The sequence below is a fragment of the Amycolatopsis sp. cmx-8-4 genome (genome assembly GCF_046548675.1).
GTDB lineage: Bacteria > Actinomycetota > Actinomycetes > Mycobacteriales > Pseudonocardiaceae > Amycolatopsis.
In genome coordinates this window covers 32,671-56,052 of record NZ_JAEBDZ010000033.1, presented here as the reverse complement: position 1 = coordinate 56,052, position 23,382 = coordinate 32,671, and the positions used below count along the sequence as shown (strand labels likewise).

Sequence of the window (23,382 nt, the reverse complement as noted above, 5' to 3'; positions counted from 1 at the left end):
CCGGCCGGGGTCAGCGGGCCGAGCACGAGCTGCGTCCGCACGGCCTGACCTGGGGGAACGATCAGGGGTACGGCGAGGGTCAGCTCTTCGACGACCGGGCAGCCGGCCTCGTCACCCGCGCGGAACGCGAGTTCCAGGAACGCGGTGCCGGGCAGCAGGACCGAGCCACCGAAGGTGTGCTCGGCCAGCCACGGGTGCGTCGCCACCGACAGCCGCGAGGTGAAGAGAAAGCCTTCGGTGTCCGGCAACGCCGTCACCGCGCCCAGCAGCGGGTGGTTCGCCGCACCGAGGCCCAGCGCCGTGACGTCGCCGGCCGGGAGCAGGCTGGTCTGCGGCCAGATGTTCGTGCGCTGGAAGGGATACGTCGGCAGCGGGACACGGCTGCCGGCAGGCACGTTCCAGTCGACGTCGGCGCCGCGGACGAAGGCGGCTCCGACGGCGACCAGGAACCGGTCCAGGCCGCCGTGGCCGAGCAGGAGCGTGGCCGACGCCGTGGCGCCGGTGCCCGACTCCTCGAGGATCGCCTGCAGGCCGAGGCTCAGCACCGGTTGCGGGCTCACCTCGACGAAGTGCCGGCCGCCGCGCTCCAGGGCGGCGTGGACGCCGGAGTCGAAGCGGACCGTGCGTTCCAGGTTGCGGTACCAGTACTCGCCGTCCAGCTCTGGGCCGTCGAGCCACTTTTCGTCGGCCGTGGAGAAGAACGGGATTTCCGACGTCGTGGGGTGCAGCTCGCCGAGCAGGGACACCAGTTCGTCGTGCAGCACGCGCACCTGCGGGCTGTGCGCGGCGAAGTCGATGCCCTCGACGCGCCAGCGCATCATCCCGGCCGCCGAGAGGCGCTTCTCCAAGGTGGTCAGCGCGCCCGGCTCGCCCGCGACGGTCACCGTGCGGGGGCCGTTGACCGCGGCGATCGACAGCGTGCCGTCGAAGTCGCCGAGCAGGGCGCGGACGTCCTCTTCGGACGCCATCACCGACAGCAGGCCGCCGTGGCCGGCGAGCCGGTCGCCGATCAGGCGGCTGCGCAGGGTCACGATGCGCGCGGCTTCGGGCAGCGGCAGGGCGCCGGCGAAGCAGGCGGCGGCGATCTCGCCCTGCGAGTGGCCCAGGACCGCGGCCGGGCGGACGCCGTAGGAGCGCCAGAGGTGCGCGAGCGACACCATCACCGAGAACAGGACGGGCTGCACGACGTCGACGCGGTCGACCGAGGGCGCGCCGTCGGCGCCGCGCAGGACGTCGAGCAGCGACCAGTCGACGAAGGGGGCGAAGGCTTCGGCGCACTCCTCGATGTGACGCCGGAACACGGGCGCGGTGTCGAGGAGGCTCGCGGCCATCTCCGGCCACTGCGAGCCCTGGCCGGGGAACACGAACACCGGCCCGGCCGTGGTGGTCGCGGCGCCGGTGGCCGCGTACGGCGACGGCACTCCGGCCGCCAGCGCGGACAGGCCTTCGCGCAGGGTGGCGACGTCGGTGCCGGCCACGACGGCGCGATGGTCGAAGCGGCTGCGGGCCAGCAAGGTGCGGGCGATCGCGGCCGGGGGCTGCCCGGTGTGCTCGTCGAGGTGGGCCAGCAGGCCCGCGGCCTGGGCGGCCAGTGCTTCCGGCGACTTGGCCGACAGCACCCACGGCACCGCGGGCGGTTCGGCGGAAACGGCCGGTGCCTCGGCGGGCGGGGCTTGTTCGAGGACGACGTGGGCGTTGGTGCCGCTGACGCCGAACGACGAGACGGCGGCCCGGCGCGGGGCCCCGGTGCGCGGCCACGGCCGGGACGTCGTCAGCAGCTCGACGTCACCCGCGGCCCAGTCGACGCGGGATGACGGCGTCTCGGCGTGCAGGGTGCGCGGCAGGACGCCGTTGCGCATGGCCAGGATCATCTTCATCACGCCGCCGACACCGGCGGCGGCCTGGGTGTGCCCGATGTTGGACTTCAGCGAGCCCAGCCACAGCGGGCGGCCCTCGGGCCGGTCCTGGCCGTAGGCCGCGATCAGCGCCTGGGCTTCGATCGGGTCGCCGAGCGACGTGCCGGTGCCGTGGGCTTCGACGACGTCCACTTCGGACGGTGAGAGTTTCGCGTCGGCCAGCGCCTGGCGGATCACCCGCTGCTGGGACGGGCCGTTGGGGGCGGTGAGGCCGTTGGACGCGCCGTCGGAGTTCACGGCCGAGCCGCGCAGCACAGCCAGGACCTCGTGGCCGTTGCGCCGCGCGTCGGACAGCTTTTCGAGCGCGAGCATGCCGACGCCTTCGGACCAGCCGGTGCCGTCCGCGCCCTCGGCGAACGCGCGTGAGCGGCCGGTCGGCGACAGCGCGCCCTGGCGGCTGTACTCGATGAACACCATCGGCGTCGACATCACGGCGACACCGCCGGCCAGCGCCAGCGAGCACTCGCCGCGGCGCAGCGCCTGGGCCGCGAGGTGCATGGTGACCAGCGACGACGAGCACGCGGTGTCGACGCTGACGGTCGGGCCCTCGAAGCCGAACGTGTAGGAGATGCGGCCGGAGGCGACGCTGCCGGCGCTGCCGTTGCTCTGGTAGCCCTCGAGGTCTTCGGTGACGCCCTGCAGCGCGATCGCGTAGTCGTTGTACATCACGCCGACGAACACGCCGGTGTCGCTGCCGCGCAGCGTGTGCGGGTCGATCCCGGCGGATTCGCAGGCCTCCCAGGACGTTTCGAGCAGGAGCCGCTGCTGCGGGTCGGTGGCCAGCGCCTCGCGCGGGCTCATCCCGAAGAACGCCGGGTCGAAGCCGCCGGCGCCGTGCAGGAAGCCGCCCTCGGCGGTGGCCGACGTCCCGGGGGCGCCGGGTTCGCCGAGCAGGTCGGCCAGGGGCCAGCCGCGGTCCTCCGGGAAGCCGGAGATCGCGTCGACCCCGCCGTCGACCAGCCGCCACAACGCTTCGGGTGTGTCGACGTCGCCGGGGTAGCGGCAGCTCATGCCGACCACCGCGATGGGTTCACCGCCCGCGGATTCCGCCTCCACCAGCCGCTCGCGCGTGCGGGTCAGGTCGGCGGTCACCCGCCGGAGGTAGTCGAGGAGTTTGGCCTCGCTCATCGAACCATCCGTTCGGTCCGGCTGCGGCGTCTCGGTCGCCACTGGTCACCTCACACCCAGGTCGTTATCGATGAACGCGAACAGGTCGTCGGCGGTGCTGAGCTCCGGGACCGACGAGTCCCCGGCGTCGCGGGCGTCGCCCGAGCCGGTCCACTTGACGAGCAGGGCCTGCAGCCGCACGGTGATCGCGGCGCGGGCGTCGTCGTCGGCGTCGACCGCGGACAGCAGGTTTTCGAGCTTCTGGAGTTCCGCCAGTGCCGGGCGGGCGGCCGCGCCGTCGCCCAGCGCGGACGTGACGAGCAGATCCGCCACCCGCGTGATGGTCGGGTGGTCGAAGACCAGCGTCGCCGGCAGCCGTAGCCCGGTGCGGGCTTCGAGGCGGTTGCGCAGTTCCACCGACGTCAGCGAGTCGAAGCCGAGTTCGGTGAAGCTGCGGTCGGGCCCGACGGCGTCATCGTGGCCGAGCACGGCCCCGACCTGCTTGCCGACCAGCCCGATCGCGAACGGCAGCCGGTCGTCCTGGGGCAGTTCGGCCAGCCTCGTGGCCAGGTCCGCTCCCCCGGGTTCGAGGGCCGCGGCGGCCGCGCGCCGCGGTGCGGTAGTGACGAGACCGCGCAGGGCCGGCAGGAGCGGGTCCTGCCCGCGCAGCACGGCGAGGTCGAGCCGCAGCGCCGCTACCGCGGGTGACGCCGTGGCGAGGGCGGCGTCGAACAGCGCGACGCCCTCTTCGGTGGCCAGCGGGGGCATGCCGGACCGCTGCATCCGCGCCAGTTCGGCGTCGGTGAGCGCGCCGGTCATGCCGCTGCCGGCGTGCCAGGCGCCCCAGGCGATCGAGACGGCCGCCTGGCCCGCGGCGGCCCGCTGGTGGGCGAGCGCGTCGAGGAAGGCGTTGGCGGCGGCGTAGTTCGCCTGCCCGGCCGCGCCGAGCGTGCCCGCGATCGAGGAGAACAGGACGAACGCGCTCAGGTCGCGGTCGGCGGTGAGTTCGTGCAGGTGCCAGGCGGCGTCGACCTTCGGCGCGAACACCGTGCCGAGCCGCTCGGGCGTCAGGGCACCGAGGACGCCGTCGTCGAGAACGCCGGCGGCGTGCACGACGGCGGTCAGGTCCGGCACCGTGCCGAGCACGGCGGCCAGGGCCGCGCGGTCGGCGGCGTCGCAGGCCGCGACGCGGACGTCCGCGCCCAGCTTGGCGAGTTCGTCGACGAGGTCACCGACGCCCGGGGCGACGTCGCCGCGGCGGCCGAGCAGCAGCAGGTGCCGCACGCCGCGTTCGGTGACGAGGTGCCGGGCGAACGTCGCGCCGAGCCCGCCGGTGCCGCCGGTGATGAGGACGGTGCCGTCGGGGTCCCACAGCGCGGGTCCGGCGGTGGCTTCGGCGGCGGCCAGGCGGGCCGTGTGGAGGTGACCGTCGCGCAGCGCGACCTGGGGTTCGCCGGCCGCGAGAGCGCCGGCGACGGCAGCCGACGGGAGGTCGCCGTCGTCGAGGTCGAGCAGGACCAGGCGGCCCGGGTTCTCCAGCTGGGCCGCGCGCAGCAGGCCCCAGACGGCGGCCTGCGCGAGGTCGACGTCTTCGGTGCCCACCGCGACGCCGTGGCGCGTGACGACGACGAGAACCGCACCGGCGGCCCGGTCGTCGGCGAGCCACTGCTGGGTCTGGAGCAGGACGTCGGTCGTGACGGTCCGGACGGCGGCAGGCACCGGCATGCCAGGCGGGGCCGCGGTGACCGGCAGCAGCACCACCGGCGGCACGGGCTCGGCGGACTCCAGCAGCGCCGCCAGGCTCGGGTACTCGACGGCTCCTTCGGCCGTCAGGCCCGGTCCGGCGATCGCCGACGTGCCGGCGGTTACCAGCGTCGCTTCCGGCAGCAGTGGCCAGGTGAGCCGGTAGCCGGTCGTGGTGCGCGCCGGGGCGGCGATCCCGGTCGGGACGGCCCGCAGCGCCAGCGACTTCACCGCGACGACGGGCGTGCCGTCCACAGTGGACGCGGTGAGGGCGATGGCGTCGCCCTCCTGCGGCGTGATCCGGACCCGCAGGCCGGTCGCGCCGGCCGCCAGGAAGGACGCGCCGGACCAGCTGAACGGGAGCCGTCCGGCGCCGTCCGCGGACAAGCGGGTGAGCGACGCGGCGTGCAGCGCGGAGTCCAGCAGCGCGGGGTGGACGACGAACGACGCGGCTTCGTCGCGGTCGTCCTCGGCGAGGGCGACTTCGGCGTAGACGTCTTCGCCGTGGCGCCAGGCGCGGGTCAGGCCCTGGAACATCGGGCCGTAACCGAGGCCGCGCTCGGCCATCGTGTCGTAGAAGCCTTCGAGGTCAACGGCTTCGGCGCCGTCCGGCGGCCAGGTGATCGGGTCGGTGGGCTCGACGTCGGCGGCGGGCACCAGCGTGCCGCTCGCGTTCCGGATCCAGGCCGCGTCCGGGTCGCCGTCGGCCCGCGAGTAGATCCGCAGCGAGCGACGGCCTTCGTCGTCCGCTCCGGCCACGGCGACCTGCAGGACCACGCGGCCCGCGTCCGGCACGACTAGCGGCACTTCCAGGGTGAGCTCGTCGACCTGCGGGCAGCCCGCCTGGTCGCCGGCGCGGACGGCGAGTTCGAGCAGCGCGGTCCCGGGGACTACGACGGCGCCGCCGACGGTGTGCCCGGCCAGCCACGGCTGCGCCGCGACCGAAAGCCGGCCGGTGAACAGCAGCCCACCGGTGTCGGGCAGCTCGACGGCCGCCCCGACCAGCGGGTGCCCGGCCGCCCACAGCCCGGCGGCGGAGACGTCGCCCGCTTGGGCGAGCAGGCCCTGCGGCCAGATGTGCTGGTGCTGGAACGCGTAGGTGGGCAACGGGACGGTTCGCGCGGGGCCGAACACCGCGGGCCAGTCCGCGGTGACGCCGGCGACGTGCAGCCGCCCGAGTGCCTCGGTCGCCGCGGTGGCTTCGGGCCGGTCACGGCGCAGGAGCGCGACAGTGGTCTGGCCGGCGTCGAGCGACTCGGCGGCCATGGCCGCCACGGTGCCGTCCGGGCCGATCTCGGCGAAGACGGTGACGCCCAGCTCGGCCAGGCGGCGCACGGCGGGCCCGAACCGCACCGGGCGGCGGACCTGCTCGACCCAGTGGTCGGCGGACGCGAGGACTTCGGCGGTGACCAGGTCGCCGGTGACCGTCGAGACGATCGGCACCGACGGCGCGGCGGCCGTCAGCCCGGCGACGACCTTGCGGAAGTCGTCGAGCATCCCGTCCATGCGGGGTGAGTGGAAGGCGTGGCTGACACGCAGGCGGCGGATCTTGCGGCCGTCCGCGGCGAACCGCGCGGCGATCTCCTCGACGCGCCCGGCCTCGCCGGACAGGACGACCGACGACGGCCCGTTGACCGCGGCGAGGGCGACCTCGTCCTCGCGGCCGTCGAGCAGCGGCCGGACCTCGTCCTCGGTGGCCTGGACGGCGACCATCGCGCCGCCTTCGGGCAGCTGCTGCATGAGCCGGCCGCGCGCCGCGACCAGCGTGCAGGCGTCGTCGAGGCCGAAGACACCGGCGACGTGGGCGGCGGCGATCTCGCCGACTGAGTGCCCGGTCAGGTACTGCGGCTCGACGCCCCAGGAGCGGACCAGCCGGTAGAGGGCGACTTCCAGCGCGAACAGCGCCGGTTGCGCGTAGCGCGTCTCGTCGAGCGCGGCGGCGGCTTCGGTGCCTTCCTCGGCGAAGAGCAGTTCGCGCAGCGGGCGGTCGAGTTCGCGGTCGAGCCGCGTGACGACCTCGTCGAGGGCGTCGGCGAACGCCGGGAAGGCGTCGGCCAGCTCGCGACCCATCCCGGCCCGCTGGCTGCCCTGGCCGGCGAAGAGGAACGCCGGCACGGCTTCCCCGGACGTCCCGGTGACGAGACCGGCCGAGGAGCCACCGCGGGCCAGAACATCAAGCCGCGCTTGAAGTTCTTCACGGGTGCTGCCGACGATGACGGCCCGCTCGGCGAAGTGCGTTCGGGTGGTGGCGAGCGCGAGGCCCAGGTCGGCGGCGGACGCGGGGTGGGCCTGGGTGTGCGTGAGCAGCCGTTCCGCCTGGTCGCGCAGGGCGTCCGGGGTGCGGCCGGAGAGCAGCCACGGCACGACCGCGGGTTCCGGCCGGACGTCCACCGGCGCGGGTGCGACGGCGGGCGGCTGCTCGATGACGGTGTGGGCGTTGGTGCCGCTGATGCCGAACGACGAGACGGCGGCGCGGCGCGGACGGCCGCGGTCGGGCCAGGCGCGGGACTCGGTGAGCAGCGCGATCGTGCCGTCCGACCAGTCGACGTGCGTGGACGGTTCGGTGACGTGCAGGGTGCGCGGCAGCGTGCCGTGCCGCATCGCCTGGACCATCTTGATGATCCCGGCGACGCCGGAGGCGGCCTGGGTGTGGCCGAGGTTCGACTTGATCGACCCGAGCAGCAGCGGGTCGGCGTCGCCGCGTTCCCGGCCGTAGGTGGCCATCAGCGCCTGGGCCTCGATCGGGTCGCCGAGGGTGGTGCCGGTGCCGTGGGCTTCGACGACGTCAATGTCCGAAGTGGACAGTCCGGACGCGGCCAGCGCCTGGCGGATGACGCGTTGCTGCGAGGGGCCGTTCGGAGCCGTGAGGCCGTTGGAGGCGCCGTCGGAGTTGACGGCCGAACCCTTCACCACGGCCAGGATGTCGTGGCCGTTGCGGCGGGCGTCGGACATCCGTTCCAGCACCAGGATTCCGGCGCCTTCGGACCAGCCGACGCCGTCGGCGGTGTCGGAGAAGGACTTGCAGCGGCCGTCGGCGGACAGGCCGCGCTGGCGGCTGAAGCCGATGAACGTGCTCGGGGTGGACATCACCGTGACGCCGCCGGCGAGTGCGAGGGAGCATTCCCCGTTCTGCAAGGCGCGGGCCGCGAGGTGCAGTGCGACCAGCGACGACGAGCACGCCGTGTCCACGGTCAGCGTCGGGCCTTCCAGGCCGAGCGCGTAGGCGACGCGGCCGGAGGCGACGCTGGGTGCGCTGCCGTTGCCCTGGTAGCCCTCCGTGTCCGGGCTGCCCTGCAGCAACATGCCGTAGTCGGAGTACATGACGCCGACGAACACACCGGTCCGGGACCCGCGCAGCGACGCCGGATCGACGCCGGTCCGCTCGACGGCCTCCCACGACACTTCGAGCAGCAGCCGCTGCTGCGAGTCCGTGGCCAGGGCTTCACGCGGGCTCATGCCGAAGAACGCCGGGTCGAACTCCCCCGCCTCGTGCAGGAAACCGCCGCTGCGGGTGTAGGACGTGCCGGGGTGGTCGGGGTCCGGGTCGTAGATGCCTTCGACGTCCCAGCCGCGGTTGGCCGGGAAGTCCGAGACGGCGTCGACGCCGCCGTCGACGAGGCCCCACAGGTCCTCGGGCGAGGTGACCCCGCCCGGGTAGCGGCAGCCCATGCCGACGATGACGATCGGGTCGTCGTTGACGGCCTTCGCCGGGACGACCACCTGGGCGGGCACGTCGGCCTCGCCGGCGATCTCGCCGATGAGGAACGCGGCCAGCGCGGCGGGGCTCGGGTAGTCGAAGGTGAGTGTCGCGGGCAGCCGCAGGCCCGTCGCGGCGTCGAGGCGGTTGCGCAGTTCGACCGCCGTCAGCGAGTCGAAGCCGAGTTCGCGGAACGGGCGGTCGGCGGAGATGCCGGCCGACGTGCTGTGCCCGAGCACCGCGGCGACCTGCCCGCGGACCAGGTCGAGCACCGCGCGGGACCGTTCGGCCGGGTTCATCCCGGCGAGGGGGTCGTCCAGCCGCGGCAGATTGGCCGCGGTCTGACGCACCGGCGTCCGGACCAGGCCGCGCAGCAGGTGCGTGACCTCGGGCTGGACGCTGAGCGCGGCGAAGTCGAGCCGGACCGGCAGCACGGTGTCGAGGCCGGTGGCGCAGGCCGCGTCGAACAGGGCCAGGGCCTGTTCGGGTTCGAGGGCGGGCATGCCGGACGCGGCCATCCGCCGCAGGTCGGTGTCGGTGAGGGTGGCGGTCATGCCGCCGGCGCGGGACCACGCGCCCCAGCCGAGCGACAGCGCCGGGAGGCCGGCGGCGCGACGGCGCCGCACGAGAGCGTCGAGGGCGGCGTTGGCCGCGGTGTAGTTCGCCTGCCCGGCCGCGCCGAAGGTGCCCGCGACCGAGGAGAACACGACGAACGCGGCGAGGTCGCCGGTCAGGTCGTCGAGGTGCCAGGCGGCGTCGAACTTCGGCGCGAACACCGTGTCGAGCCGCTCGGGGGTGAGGGAGCCGAGGATGCCGTCGTCGAGGACGCCGGCGGCGTGCACGACCGCGGTCAGGGGATGCGCGGCCGGGATCTCCGACAGCACTCGCGCGAGGTCGGCGCGGTCGGCGACGTCGGCCGCGGCGGCCGTGACCTCGGCGCCCGACTCGGCCAGTTCGGCGATCAGGTCCGCCGCGCCCGGGGCGTCCGGGCCGCGACGGCTGACGAGCAGCAGCCGCCGGGTGCCGTGGGTGGTGACGAGGTGCCGGGCCAGGGTCGCGCCCAGTCCCCCGGTGCCGCCGGTGATCAGGACGGTGCCGTCGCCGTCCCAGGCGATCGGCGTGACGTCGTCGCGGCGCGGGGCGCGGGCGACGCGGGCGGCGGTGATCTCCCCGGCCCGCACGCGCACCTGAGGCTCGCCAGTGGCGAGGACGGCGGCGAGAGAGTCGGTGTTGTCCACGTCAGCCAGGACGAACCGGCCCGGGTTCTCCCGCTGCGCCGAGCGCACGAGGCCCCAGACCGCGGCGGCCGCGAGGTCGGTGTCGGCCTCGGTGGTGACGAACACCAGCCGTGAGCCGGTCAGTTCGGGAGCCGCCGACCAGGCCTGCAGCAGGGCGAGCGCGTCGGCTGTCGCGGCACGGACGCCCTCGGGATCGCCGGTGTGGGCCGGAACCGGGTAGACGACGACCTCGGGTGCCGCCGCGACGACCGCGGCGAAGTCCGGCAGGTCGACGCCGAGAACGGCCCAGGCCGGGCCCGCTTCGACGTCCGGGCGGGGCACCGGGATCCAGTCGAGGTGGTAGAGCGAGTCGGCGTCGTGGCCGACCTTCGCGACGGCCGCCGGCCGCAGCACCAGCGAGTCGACGGTGGCGACCGGGTCGCCGGCCGCGTCACGCAGTTCGATGGCGACGGAGTCCTCGCCGCGCCGGGTGATCTTGGCACGAACGACCGCAGCGCCGCTCGCATGAAGAGTGACGCCGCTCCAGGCGAAGGGCAGGCGGCCACCGTCCACCTCGGTCAGTCCGGCGTGTTCGGAGGCGTGCAGGACGGCGTCGAGCAGCGCCGGGTGGACGCCGAACGCCGCCGCGTCGCGCTCGGCTTCCTCGGGCAGGACGACGTCGGCGAAGACCGCGTCCTGGCCGCGCCAGACGGCCTTGAGGCCGCGGAACAGCGGGCCGTAGGCGAACCCGCCGGAGGCGAGGCGCTCGTAGAAGCCTTCCAGGGAAACGGGTTCTACGTCGGCCGGCGGCCAGGTGCGGTCGCCGTCGGTGGGCTGCGTCGTGCCGGTGCCGAGGCGGCCGCTCGCGTGGCGCGTCCACGGCTGCTCGCCGCCGCCGGCGGGGCTGGAGTAGACAGCGAGGTCGCGGTCGCCCGCGGACCCGGCCGGGCCGACGACGACCTGCAGGCGCACGGCGCCCTCGGACGGCAGGACCAGCGGGACTTCGAGGGTGAGCTCGTCGACGCGGGCGCAGCCGACCTGGTCGGCGGCGCGGATCGCGAGGTCGAGGTACGCGGTGCCGGGCAGCAGGGCCGCGCCGAGCACGAAGTGGTCGGCCAGCCACGGGTGCGTCCGCAGGGAAAGCTGGGCGGTGAACAGGAAGCCACCCGAGTCGGGCAGTTCGACACCGGCGCCGAGCAGCGGGTGCCGGGCGGCGGCCAGGCCGACCGAGCCGAGGTCGCCGGGGACCGCGCCGGTGGTACGCGGCCAGTAACGCTCGCGCTGGAACGGATACGTGGGCAGGTCCGGGCCGGGACCGGCGGCCGGGCCGAAGAAGGACGTCCAGTTCACGGCCACACCCGCCACGTGCAGGCGGCCCAGCACCCGGACGAGGGCGGTCTCTTCGGGCTGGTCGCGGCGCAGCAGCGGGACGCACGCGACGTCGGCGTCGAGGGATGCGGCGGTGGCGGCGGACAGCGAGCCGTCGGGGCCGAGTTCGACGACGGCACCGGCGCCGTACTCGCCGAGCGCGGTGACGGCGTCGGCGAACCGGACGGGCCGGCGCACGTGGTCGACCCAGTACTCCGGTGAGCGCAGTTCGGTGGCGTCGGCGAGGCGGCCGGTCACGGTGGACACGATCGGCAGCCGGGGCTCGCCGAACTCCAGGCCCGCCAGGACGGCGGCGAAGTCCTCGAGCATCGGGTCCATCAGCGGCGAGTGGAACGCGTGGCTGACCGCGAGCTGCCGGACGCGGAACCCCGCGGCGGTCAGGGCGGTGCCGCTCTGCTCGACGGCGTCGGCGGTGCCCGCGATGACGACGGCGTCGGGGCCGTTGACGGCCGCGATCGACGTGCCGTCGGCCAGGAGCCCGCGGACGTCGGCCTCCGGCGCGCGCACCGAGGCCATCGCCCCGCCGGCCGGGAGCGCGGCCATCAGCCGGCCGCGGGCGGCGACGAGCGTGCAGGCGTCGGCGAGGGACAGGACCTCGGCGACGTGGGCCGCGGCGATCTCGCCGACGGAGTGCCCGACGAGCCAGGACGGCTTGACGCCGAAGGATTCCAGCAGCCGGAACAACGCGACGCTCAGGGCGAAGGTGGCGGGCTGGGTCCAGTCGGTCCGGTCGAGCAGCGCCGCCTCGGGCGTGCCCGGCTCGGCGAACAGGACTTCCCGCAGCGGGCGGTCCAGGTGCGGGTCGAGGTGGGCGCAGACGGCGTCGAGCGCGTCGGCGAACACCGGGAACCGCTGGTACAGCTCGTGGCCCATGCCGGGACGCTGGGCGCCTTGACCGGCGAAGACGAACGCGCTCTTGGCCCGCGACCGCGCGGGCGCCGCGGCTGGGGTCTCCCCCGCGGCGAGGGCGGCCAGTTCGGCCAGGGGGTCGTCGCCGACGATGGCCGCGCGGTGTTCGAACGCCGTGCGCGTGGTGGCCAGCGCCCGGGCGAACCCGGCGGGCGCCGGCTCGGTGGACAGGAGGTCGTGCAGCTGCCCGGCCTGCGCGGCGAGGGCTTGCGGGGTGCGCGCGGACAGCAGCAGGGGCACGGTCGCTGGTTCCGCTGTGACGGGAGCTTCGAACGCGGGCGCCTGCTCGAGGATCGCGTGGGCGTTGGTGCCGCTCAGGCCGAACGACGAGACACCCGCGCGGCGCGGGCGGCCGGTCTCGGGCCAGGTCTGGTGCTCGGTCAGCACCTTCACGGCCCCGGCGGTCCAGTCGACGCGGCTCGAGGGCTCGTCGACGTGCAGCGTCCGCGGCAGTTCGCCGTGGCGCAGGGCCAGGATCATCTTGATGACCCCGGCGACGCCGGCCGCGGCCTGGGTGTGGCCGAGGTTGGACTTGACCGCGCCGAGCCACAGGGGTTCGCCGTCGCGATCGCGGCCGTACGTGGCGAGCAGGGCCTGGGCCTCGATCGGGTCGCCCAGGACCGTGCCGGTGCCGTGGGCCTCGACCGCGTCGACGTCCGATGTGGACAGTCCGGCGTCGGCCAGGGCCTGGCGGATGACGCGCTGCTGGGCCGGGCCGTTGGGGGCGGTGAGGCCGTTGGACGCGCCGTCGGAGTTGACGGCCGTGCCGCGCAGCACCGCCAGCACCGGGTGGCCCAGCTCGCGAGCCGTGGACAGCCGCTCGACGACGAGCATGCCGGCGCCTTCGGACCAGCCGGTGCCGTCGGCGGCGTCGGCGAAGGGCTTGCAGCGGCCGTCGGCGGCGAGGCCGCCTTGGCGGGCGAACTCGGCGAAGGAGTTCGGGGTGGACATCACGGTGACGCCACCGACGAGCGCGGCGCCGCACTCGCCGCGGCGTAGGGCCTGCGCGGCCCAGTGCAGCGCGACCAGCGACGACGAGCACGCGGTGTCGACGGTGACCGACGGGCCTTCGAGGCCGAGGGTGTAGGACAGCCGCCCGGACATCACGCTCGCGGTGTTGCCGGTGGCGAGGTGACCCTGGACGTCTTCGCCGGAGGTGGCGAGCAGGTTCACGTAGTCCTGGCCGTTGGTGCCGACGAACACGCCGGTGTCACCGCCGCGCAGGGTGGCCGGGTCGATCCCGGCGCGCTCCAGCGCTTCCCACGAGACTTCCAGCAGCAGCCGCTGCTGCGGGTCCATCGCGACGGCTTCGCGCGGCGAGATGCCGAAGAAGTCCGCGTCGAAACCCGCCACGCCGTCGAGGAAACCGCCGGTCAGCGCGTACTCGTACCCCGAGGCCAGCATGCCCAGGTCCCAGCCGCGGTCGGCCGGGAACGCCGTGATGCCGTCCTCGCCGCCGGCCAGCAGGCGCCAGTAGTCCTCGGGCCCGTCGACGCCGCCGGGGAAGCGGCAGCCCATGCCGACGATGACGATCGGGTCGTCGTCGGCCGCCGCGCCGCCGGTCACCAGGCGGACCGGCGTTTCGAGGGTGCCGGCCAGCTCGCCGAGCAGGTACTCGGTCAGCACTTCCGGGGTCGGGTGGTCGAAGACCAGCGACGGCGGCAGGTCGAGCCCGGTCGCCAAGGTCAGGGTGTTGCGGAGTTCGACCGCGGTGAGCGAGTCGAAACCGAGGTCGCGGAACGCGCGATCGGCCGCGACACCGCCGGTCCCGGCGTGCCCGAGGACCAGGGCGACCTGTTCCAGCAGCAGGCCGAGCAGGAAGTCGAAGCGGTCGTGCTCGGGCACGGCCGCCAAGCGGGCGCGAAGGCCTTCGTCGCCGCGCGGCGACGAGCCGCGCAACGCCGCCAGGACGTCCTTCGCCGCCGGGATGCCGCTGAGCAGCGGGCTCGGCCGCAGCCCGGAAAGCACGGGTGCGTACCGGGTCCAGTCGATGTCGGCGACGGCGATCGTGGTGTCGTCGTGCCCGAGCACCCGCTCCAGCGCGGCGCCCGCGCGGTCCGGGTCCATCGGCGCGAGGCCACCGCGACGGGCCCGCTCGGCGACACCGGCTTCGAGCATGCCGTCGCCTGCCCACGGGCCCCACGCGACCGAGGTCGCGGTCAGGCCGAGGCCGCGGCGGTGCTCGGCGAGCGCGTCGAGCGTCGTGTTCGCGGCCGCGTAGACCGCCTGGCCGGCCGACCCCAAGGTGCCGGCGACCGACGAGAACAGCACGAAGTTCGCGAGGTCCGCGGTGCGGGTCAGCTCGTGCAGGTGCACCGCTGAGGTGACCTTGGCGCGGTGCACGGCGGCGAACCGCTCGGGGGTGAGCGAGTCGAGGACGGCGTCGTCGAGCACACCGGCGGTGTGCACGACCTCGATCAGCGGCCGGTCTTCGGGGATGGTGGCCAGCACGGCGGCGAGGGCGTCGCGGTCGGCGACGTCGCACGCGGCGATCGTCACCTCGGCGCCCAGCTCGACCAGCTCGTCGCGGAGTTCCGTCGCGCCGGGCGCGCCGGCGCCGCGGCGGCTGAGCAGCAGCAGGTGGGTGCGGCCGGCGCGGGCCAGCAGCCGGGCCGTCACGGCGCCGAGCGCGCCGGTGCCGCCGGTGATCAGGGTGGTGCCGCCGGTGACGTCGGCGCGGGACCGGCGGGTGGTAGCCGGAGCGGCGACGAGGCGGCGGCCGAACACCCCGGCCGGGCGGATCGCCAGCTGGTCCTCGCCGTCGGCACCGGCCAGCGCGGCGGAGAGACGTCCAGGCACCTCGGCGTCGAGGTCGCCCGGGAGGTCGATCAGGCCGCCCCAGCGCTGGGGCAGTTCGAGTGCCGCGGCACGGCCCAGGCCCCAGACGGCGGCCTGAGCGGCGTGGGCGACCGGCTCACCGGGCGAGACGGCGACGGCTTCGCGGGTCACGCACCACAGCGGCGCGCCGATCCCGGCGTCGCCCAGGGCCTGCAGCAGCGTGGTCGTCGCGGTCAGCCCGGCCGGGACGCCGGGGAAGCCGGATTCGTCCAGCGCCAGCAGGGAAAGCACCCCGGTGACGGCGTTCGGCAGCAGTGCGGCGACCTCGGCGCGGTCCAGCGCCGGGTCGAGGGCCAGGGGTTCGGTGCCGAAGTACCCGGCGACGGTCGTGACCCACGGGTTGTCGGCCAAGGCAGCCGGGACGACGACGAGCCACGAGCCGAGGGTGCCGGAGCGGCCGGGGTTGACCGGGGTCCAGGTGGCACGGTAGCGCCATCTGTCCACAAGGGACTCGTCGGCGCGCGACCGGCGGTAGGACGACAGCGCGGGCAGGATCGCGCCGAGCGAGGCGTCGTCGACGTCGAGGCGGGCGGCCAGGCCGGTGACGTCGTGGCGGTCCACGGCGTCCCAGAACTCGGCGTCGCCGCCGCCGGCCGGCTGGGCCGGGGCGGTCGGCGGCCAGAACCACTCGTGCTGGAAGGCGTAGGTCGGCAGGGCGACGCGGCGGGCGCCGGTACCGGCGTAGAAGGCGGGCCAGTCGACGCGGACGCCCTCGACGTACAGCTGCCCGAGGGCGCCGCTGAGCGTCTCGACGTCGTCGCGGTTGCGGCGGGCCACGGCGACCGCGGGCACGTCGGGGAGGATCTCGGTGACCATCGCGGACAGCACGGCGTCCGGCCCGACCTCGATGAACAGGCCGGTCCCAGCCTCGCGCAGCCGGGTGGTGACGGCGCCGAAGCGGACGGGTTCGCGGACGTGGGCGACCCAACGTTCCGGGTCGGTGACGTCGCCGTCGGCGATCAGCGGCACCGTCGGGGCGCTGAAGGTCAGTCCCGCCACGACCTCGCGGAACGCGGGCAGCATCGGGTCCATCAGCGCCGAGTGGAACGCGTGCGAGACCGTCAGCCGCTTGGTCTCCTCGAAGTGGCTCGCGGCGGCGAGCACGGCCGCCTCGGCGCCGGAGAGCACCACCGAGCGCGGCCCGTTGACGGCGGCGAGCGCGACGTCGTCGCCCAGGTACGGCGCGACCTCGTCTTCGGTGGCGCGGACGGCGACCATCGCGCCGCCCGGCTCGAGCTGCTGCATCAGCGACGCGCGCGCCGTGACCAGCGTGCAGGCGTCTTCGGCGGACAGCACCCCGGCGACGTGCGCGGCGGCGATCTCGCCGACGGAGTGCCCGGCGACGAAGTCGGGCCGGACGCCCCAGGCGGCGAGCAGCTTGGCCAGCGCGACCTCGACCGCGAACAACGCGGGCTGGGCGAACTCGGTGCGGGACAACGCCTCGGCGTCTTCGGACCACAGGACGTCCCGCACACGGGCGTCGAGGCGGTCGAGCAGCTCGTCGAGGGCGGCGGCGAAGACCGGGTACCGCTCGTACAGCCCGCGGGTCATCCCGGGCCGCTGGGCACCCTGGCCGGTGAAAACGAACGCCGTCTTCGGGATCGACTTTGCTTCACCCAGGCTGACCAGCGGAGACGGCCGCCCGGCGGCCAGCGCGGCCAGGCCGTCGGCGGCCGACGCGGCGTCGGTCGCGCGGACGACGGCGCGGTGGTCGAACGCCGACCGCGTGGTGGCGAGCGAGAACCCGAGGTCGGGCAGCGAGGTCGCGCCGACGACGTCGAGCAGCCGGGCGGCCTGGTCGCGCAGCGCGTCCGGGGTGCGGCCGGTGACGACCAGCGGCACGCAGGCCGGTTCGGTCGCTTCGACGACGACGGCGGCGGCCGCTGCGGCGGGCGGCTCTTCGATGATGGTGTGGGCGTTGGTGCCGCTGATGCCGAACGACGAGATGCCCGCGCGGCGGGGGCGGCCGGGCGAGGGCCACGGCTGGGCGTCGGTGAGCAGCTCGACGTTCCCGGCGGCCCATTCGACGTGCGTCGAGGGCTCGGTGACGTGCAGGGTGCGCGGCAGCGTCTCGTGGCGCATGGCCTGGACCATCTTGATGATCCCGGCGACGCCCGCGGCGGCCTGCGCGTGCCCGATGTTGGACTTGATCGAGCCCAGCCGCAGCGGGGTCTCGCGGTCCTGGCCGTAGGTGGCCAGCAGGGCCTGGGCCTCGATCGGGTCGCCCAGGGTGGTGCCGGTGCCGTGCGCCTCGACGACATCGACGTCCGAAGTGGACAGTCCGGACGCGGCCAGCGCCTGGCGGATCACCCGCTGCTGCGAGGGGCCGTTGGGGGCGGTCAGGCCGTTGGACGCGCCGTCGGAGTTGACCGCCGAGCCGCGGACCACGGCGAGGATCTCGTGGCCGTTGCGCCGCGCGTCGGACATCCGTTCCAGCACGAGAATGCCGGCGCCTTCGGACCAGCCGACGCCGTCGGCGGTGTCCGAGAAGGACTTGCAGCGGCCGTCTTCGGCGATGCCGCGCTGACGGCTGGAGGCGATGAACGAGCCGGGCGTCGACATCACGGTGACGCCGCCGGCCAGGGCCAGGGAGCACTCCCCCTGCCGCAGGGCCTGCGCGGCCCAGTGGAGCGCGACCAGCGACGACGAGCACGCGGTGTCGACGGTGACCGTGGGGCCTTCGAGGCCCATCGTGTAGGCGATCCGGCCCGAGGCGACGCTCGGCGCGCTGCCGTTGCCTTGGTACGCCTCGGCTTCCGGGCTGCCCTGCAAAAGCATCCCGTAGTCGGAGTACATCACGCCGACGAAGACGCCGGTGCGGGAACCGCGCAGCGAGACCGGGTCGACCCCGGCGCGCTCGACGGCTTCCCAGGAGACCTCGAGCAGCAGGCGCTGCTGCGAGTCCGTGGCGATGGCTTCGCGCGGGCTCATGCCGAAGAACGCCGGGTCGAACTGCCCCGCGTCGTGCAGGAAGCCGCCGCTGCGGGTGTAGGACGTCCCCGGGTGGTCGGGATCGGGGTTGTAGAGGCCTTCGACGTCCCAGCCGCGGTTGACCGGGAAGCCGGACACCGCGTCGACGCCGCCGTCGACCAGGCCCCAGAGGTCTTCCGGCGAGCCGACGCCGCCCGGGTACCGGCAGCCCATGCCGACGATGACGATCGGGTCGTCGGACACCGGCCGCAACGTCGTCGGCGTGTCCGTCGTCGCTTCGGCGGCGCCGGTCAGTTCCCGGTCGAGGTGGGTGGCCAGGGCTTCAGGGGTCGGATAGTCGAACACGAGCGTCGCGGGCAGGCGCAGGCCCGTCGCGGCGTCGAGGCGGTTGCGCAGCTCGACCGCGGTCAGGGAGTCGAAGCCGAGGTCCTTGAACGCGCTGCGGACGTCGACGGTGTCGGTCGCCGCGTAGCCGAGCACGAGGCCCGCTTCGGCGCGGACGAGGTCTTCGAGGACGCGGGCCCGGTCGGCCGGGTCCAGCGCGCCGAGGCGTTCGGCCAGCGCGGACGCCGGCACCGCGCCGGCCGCCGGTCGGCCACCACCGGGCACGAGGCCGCGCAGCAGCGGCGGGATCCCCGGGCGACCGCGCAGGGCGGCGAGGTCCACGCGCATCGGCAGCACGGCGGGTTCGTTCTCGGCCAGCGCCGCGTCGAACAACGCGAGGCCCTGGGCGGGATCGAGGGACGGCAGGCCGGCGGCGGCGAGGCGCCGGTGGTCGGCGTCGGACAGGTGCGCGGCCATGCCCGCGTCACCGGCCCAGGCGCCCCAGGCCAGCGACAGGCCCGGAAGCCCTAGCACGCGACGGCGCTGGGCGAGCGCGTCGAGGAAGGCGTTGGCGGCGGCGTAGTTGCCCTGGCCGGGGCTGCCGAGCACGCCGGCGGCCGAGGAGAACAGGACGAACGCGCCGAGGTCGTGGTCGCGGGTCAGCTCGTGCAGCGCCCAAGCCGCGTCGACCTTGGCACGGAAGACGGTGGCGACGCGCTCGGGCGTCAGGGTTTCGATGACGCCGTCGTCGAGGACGCCGGCGGTGTGCACGACGGCGCCGAGCGGGTGCTCGGCCGGAATATCGGCCAGCAGGGCGGTCAGGGCGTCGCGGTCGGCGGCGTCGCACGCCACCACCGACGCCTGTGCGCCGAGCGCGGCCAGGTCGGCGACGAGGTCGGCCGCGCCGGGGGCGTCCGGGCCGCGGCGGCCGGCGAGCAGCAGGTGCCGGACGCCGTGCTCGGTGACCAGGTGCTTCGCGACCAGACCGCCCAGTCCCCCGGTGCCACCGGTGACGAGCACCGTGGCGCCGTCCGGGATCCGCGGCGCGGACGGCTCGTCGCCGACGGGCAAGCGGGCCAGCCGCGGCAGCACGATGCCGCCGTCGCGGATCGCGGCCTGGGACTCGCCGGAGCCGAGCAGCCGCGGCAGGACCGCGGCCAGGTCGTCGGGATCGGTGACGTCGACCAGCACGAACCGCTCGGGGTGCTCGGCCTGGGCCGCGCGCACGAGGCCCCAGACCGCGGCGGCGGCGGGGTCGACGTCGTCGTCCGGGAGGACCGCCTCGGCGCCGCTGGTGACGAACACCAGCCGTGAGCGGGCGAAGTCCTCGTCGGCCAGCCAGCTCTGCAGCAGTTCGAGGGCCCAGGAGGTGGCGGCGTGAGCCGCGGCCGCGTCGCCCTCGCCGGTGGGCGGGAGCGGGGCCAGCACGACGGCGGGCGGGGTGTCGGCGGCGATCCGGATCGTGCGCAGGTCGTCGAACACGGCCGGGGCGGAGAAGCCGAAGTCCGCGCCGTGGCCCAGGAGCACCCAGTCCGCGTCGTCGGCGGGCTTGGTCATCGAGACGGCGGGGACCGGCGTCCACACCGTGCGGAACAGCGAATCGTGGCGGGTGGCGCGGACTTCGCCCGCGCTGACCGCGCGGAAGGTGAGCGACTCCGCCGCCAGCACGGGGTTGCCCGCGGTGTCGGTGACCTCGACGGACACCGCATTGTCGCCCGCCGGGGCGAGCCGGGCCCGCAGTGTCGAGGCGTGCGAAGGGTGCACGCCGACGCCGCGCCAGGAGAACGGGAGGCCGTCACGGTCTTCGTAGTGGGCCGACGCGTGCAGGACCGCGTCCAGCAGCGCCGGGTGCAGGCCGAACGACGACGCCTCGGCCTCGTGCTCCGGCGGCAGCGCGACCTCGGCGTAGATCTCCTCGCCGACGCGCCAGGCGGCGCGCAGGCCGCGGAACGCCGGGCCGTAGTCCAGGCCCTGGTCGACGAGCCCGTCGTAGAAGCCGTCGAGGACGATCGGCTCGGCTCCGGCGGGCGGCCACTGCGGGCCGACCGTGGCGACCACGGCGCCGCCGACACCGAGGCGGCCGCTCGCGTGCCGCACCCAGGTCTGGGCGTCGCCGTCGTCCTGCTGCGAGAAAACGCTCAGCGAGCGGCTGCCGTCGACGTCGGGCGGGCCGACGACGACCTGCAGCCGCACCCCGGTCGTCGCGGGCAGGACCAGCGGGGCCGCGAGGGTCAGCTCTTCGACGCGCGCGCAGCCGACCTGGGCACCGGCGCGGCCGGCCAGCTCCAGGAACGCCGTGCCGGGCAGGAGTTTCGCGCCGAGCACGACGTGCTGGCCCAGCCACGGCTGGCGGTTCACCGACAGCTGGCCGGCGAACAGGAACCCGCCCGATTCGGGCAGCTCCACGGCGGCGCCGAGCAGCGGATGCCCGGCCGCGTCGAAGCCGAGCCGGCTGAGGTCGCCGCCGGTGCCGGCTTCGAGCCAGTAGGTGCGGCGCTGGAAGGCGTACGTCGGCAGCTCGATCGTCCGGGCGCCGGTGCCCTCGTGCCACGCCGTCCAGTCGAACTTGCCGCCGCGGACGTGCCAGCGCGCCAGGGCGGAGAGCAGTGTGGTGGTCTCGTCGCGGCCACGGCGTGACGCCGGGATGCAGTCGGTGTCGAGCGTGGGGTCGAGCAGCTCGGCCGTCATCGCGGACAGCGTCGCGTCCGGGCCGACCTCGAGGAACGTGCGGGCGCCGCGCGAGACGAGGTCCGCGACGGTGTCGGCGAACCGGACGGCGTCGCGCACGTGCGCGACCCAGTAGTCCACAGTGGACACGTCGCCGTTCGCGGCGAACGGGATCGTCGGGGCGGCGAACTTCAGCCCGAGCAGCACCCCGCGGAACTGGTCGAGGATCGGGTCCATCAGCGGCGAGTGGAACGCGTGGGACACCTTGAGCCGCTTGGTCTTCTCGAACTGCGCGGCGACGGCCAGCACCGCGTCCTCGGTGCCGGAGAGCACCACCGCCTGCGGGCCGTTGACGGCCGCGATCGCGACGCCGTCGGTCAGCAGCGGCAGCACGTCGGCCTCGGCGGCCTGCACGGCGACCATCACGCCGCCGTCCGGCAGGGCCTGCATGAGCCGGCCACGGGCGGAGACGAGGGTGCACGCGTCGGCCAGGGACAGCACCCCGGCGACGTGGGCCGCGGCGATCTCGCCGACCGAGTGGCCGGCGACGTAGGCGGGCCGCACCCCGAGGGATTCGAGCAGGCGGTAGAGCGCGACTTCGAAGGCGAAGAGGGCGGGCTGGGCGACGCCGGTGCTGTCCAAAGCGGACTCGCCGTCACCGGTCAGCGCGTCCCGGACGGCCGGGTCGAGCAGCGCGAGGATCTCGTCGAGGGCCGCGGCGAACGCCGGGAACGCGGCCGCGAGGGTGCGGCCCATCCCGGCCCGCTGCGAACCCTGACCGGTGAACAGGAACGCCGCATCGCCGGTGTGCAGGGCCGAACCGGTGTGCACCCCGGGAACGACGTTTCCGGCGGCGAGCGCGCGCAGGCCGTCGAGGAGCTCCTCGCGAGTGGTGCCGGTGACGACGGCCCGCTGCGGGAACGCGACGCGGGTGTCCGCCAGCGAGCAGGCCACGTCGAGGGCGGTGACGTCGGCGTGGTCGTCGAGGTGCGTGAGCAGACGCGCGGCTTGATCGCGGACCGCGTCCGCGGTGCGCCCGGAGATCGGCCATAAATATCCGGCGGGCGCGCGCTGCGGCTCGGCGGCTTCGACGGGGGTGTCGCCGGGTTGTTCCAGGATGATGTGCGCGTTCGTGCCGCTGATGCCGAACGACGACACGGCCGCGCGGCGCGGCTTCCCGGTCTCCGGCCACGGCCGCTGCTCGGTGAGCAGCGAGACGGCGCCGGCGGTCCAGTCCACATGGGACGTCGGGGCGTCGACGTGCAGGGTCTTGGGCAGGACGCCGTGGCGCATCGCCATGATCATCTTGATGATGCCGCCGACGCCGGCCGCGGACTGCGTGTGCCCGACGTTCGACTTGAAGGACCCCAGCCACAGCGGCCGGTCGGTCGGCCGGTCGCCGCCGTAGGTGGCCAGCAGGGCCTGGGCCTCGATCGGGTCGCCGAGCACCGTGCCGGTGCCGTGGGCCTCGACGGTGTCGATGTCGGCGGGCGCGAGGCCCGCGTTGTCGAGGGCCTGGCGGATCACACGCTGCTGCGACGGGCCGTTGGGGGCGGTGATGCCGTTGGACGCGCCGTCGGAGTTCACCGCGGACCCGCGAAGCACGGCGAGCACCTGGTGCCCGTTGCGCCGCGCGTCGGACAGCCGCTCCAGCAGCAGCATCCCGGCGCCTTCGGAGAACCCGGCGCCGTCGGCCGCGTCGGCGAACGACTTGCAGCGGCCGTCGGAGGCGAGGCCGCCCTGCCGGTCGAACTCGCCGTACAGACCGGGCGTGGCCATCACCGTGACGCCGCCGGCCAGCGCCAGCGAGCACTCGCGGGCCCGCAGCGAGCGGGCGGCCCAGTGCAGCGCGACCAGCGACGACGAGCAGGCGGTGTCGACTGTGACGGCCGGGCCCTCGAGGCCGTAGAAGTAGGCGATCCGGCCGGAGATGACCGAGCATTCGGTGCCGGTGACCAGGTAGCCCTCGACGCCGTCGGGCAGCGCGGCGAGGCCGCGGCCGTAGTCCTGGGACGCCGCGCCGACGAACACGCCGCCGGTGCTGCCTTCGAGGCTCCCGGGGTCGATCCCGGCCCGCTCGAACGCTTCCCAGGCCAGCTCCAGCACGATCCGCTGCTGCGGGTCCATCGCCAGCGCTTCCCGCGGCGAGATGCCGAAGAACGCCGGGTCGAAGTCGCCGGCCTGGTGCAGGAACCCGCCCTGGTGGGCGCTCTCGGGCCAGCCGCGGCCGTCCGGGAAGCCGGACACCGCGTCGACCCCGTCGGCGACCAGCCGCCACAGCTCGTCCGGGGATTCGACCCCGCCCGGGTAGCGGCAGCTCATCGCGACGATCGCGACGGGCTCGCTCGACGTCGAGAGGAGATTCTGGTTCTGTCGCCGCAGCTGCTGGTTCTCCTGCACCGCGACGCGCAACGCCTCGACAACTCGATCGGACCCGGCCGGCATAGTCTTCTCCACGGTGAGCGCATCGGTGTTGACGGTTACCTGGGTAGCGCCACCGCGTCGGCGTTCTCCTCTGGACCGGCGGCGGGCGAACGTCCTTCTTGGCGAGTGAGTCAACCGCACGGCAGACCCGGAAACGTCTAGTTGTTGCCCGTCACCGGGGCCGCCATCCGGCCTAGACCCGCTGCTCCGGTCCCGTCCG

1 protein-coding gene and 1 pseudogene are annotated in these 23,382 nt (G+C 74.9%); both read right to left on the bottom strand.

From position 1 onward, the window contains the following. Window positions 1–35 precede the first annotated feature (35 nt). Window positions 36–3,008: pseudogene (locus ACLJQZ_RS41175) on the bottom strand (type I polyketide synthase); the annotation flags it as partial. 81 nt (window positions 3,009–3,089) lie between these two features. Beyond that, window positions 3,090–23,183 (bottom strand): type I polyketide synthase, encoded by a 20,094-nt coding sequence (locus ACLJQZ_RS41170; protein ID WP_410626317.1) that lies wholly within the window; start codon window positions 23,181–23,183, stop codon window positions 3,090–3,092. Between the last annotated feature and the right edge of the window lie 199 nt (window positions 23,184–23,382).

Excerpts from the sequence above, each read along its gene's own strand:
- ACLJQZ_RS41170 (WP_410626317.1), bottom strand. The coding sequence starts at position 23,183 with ATGCCGGCCGGGTCCGATCGAGTTGTCGAGGCGTTGCGCGTCGCGGTG.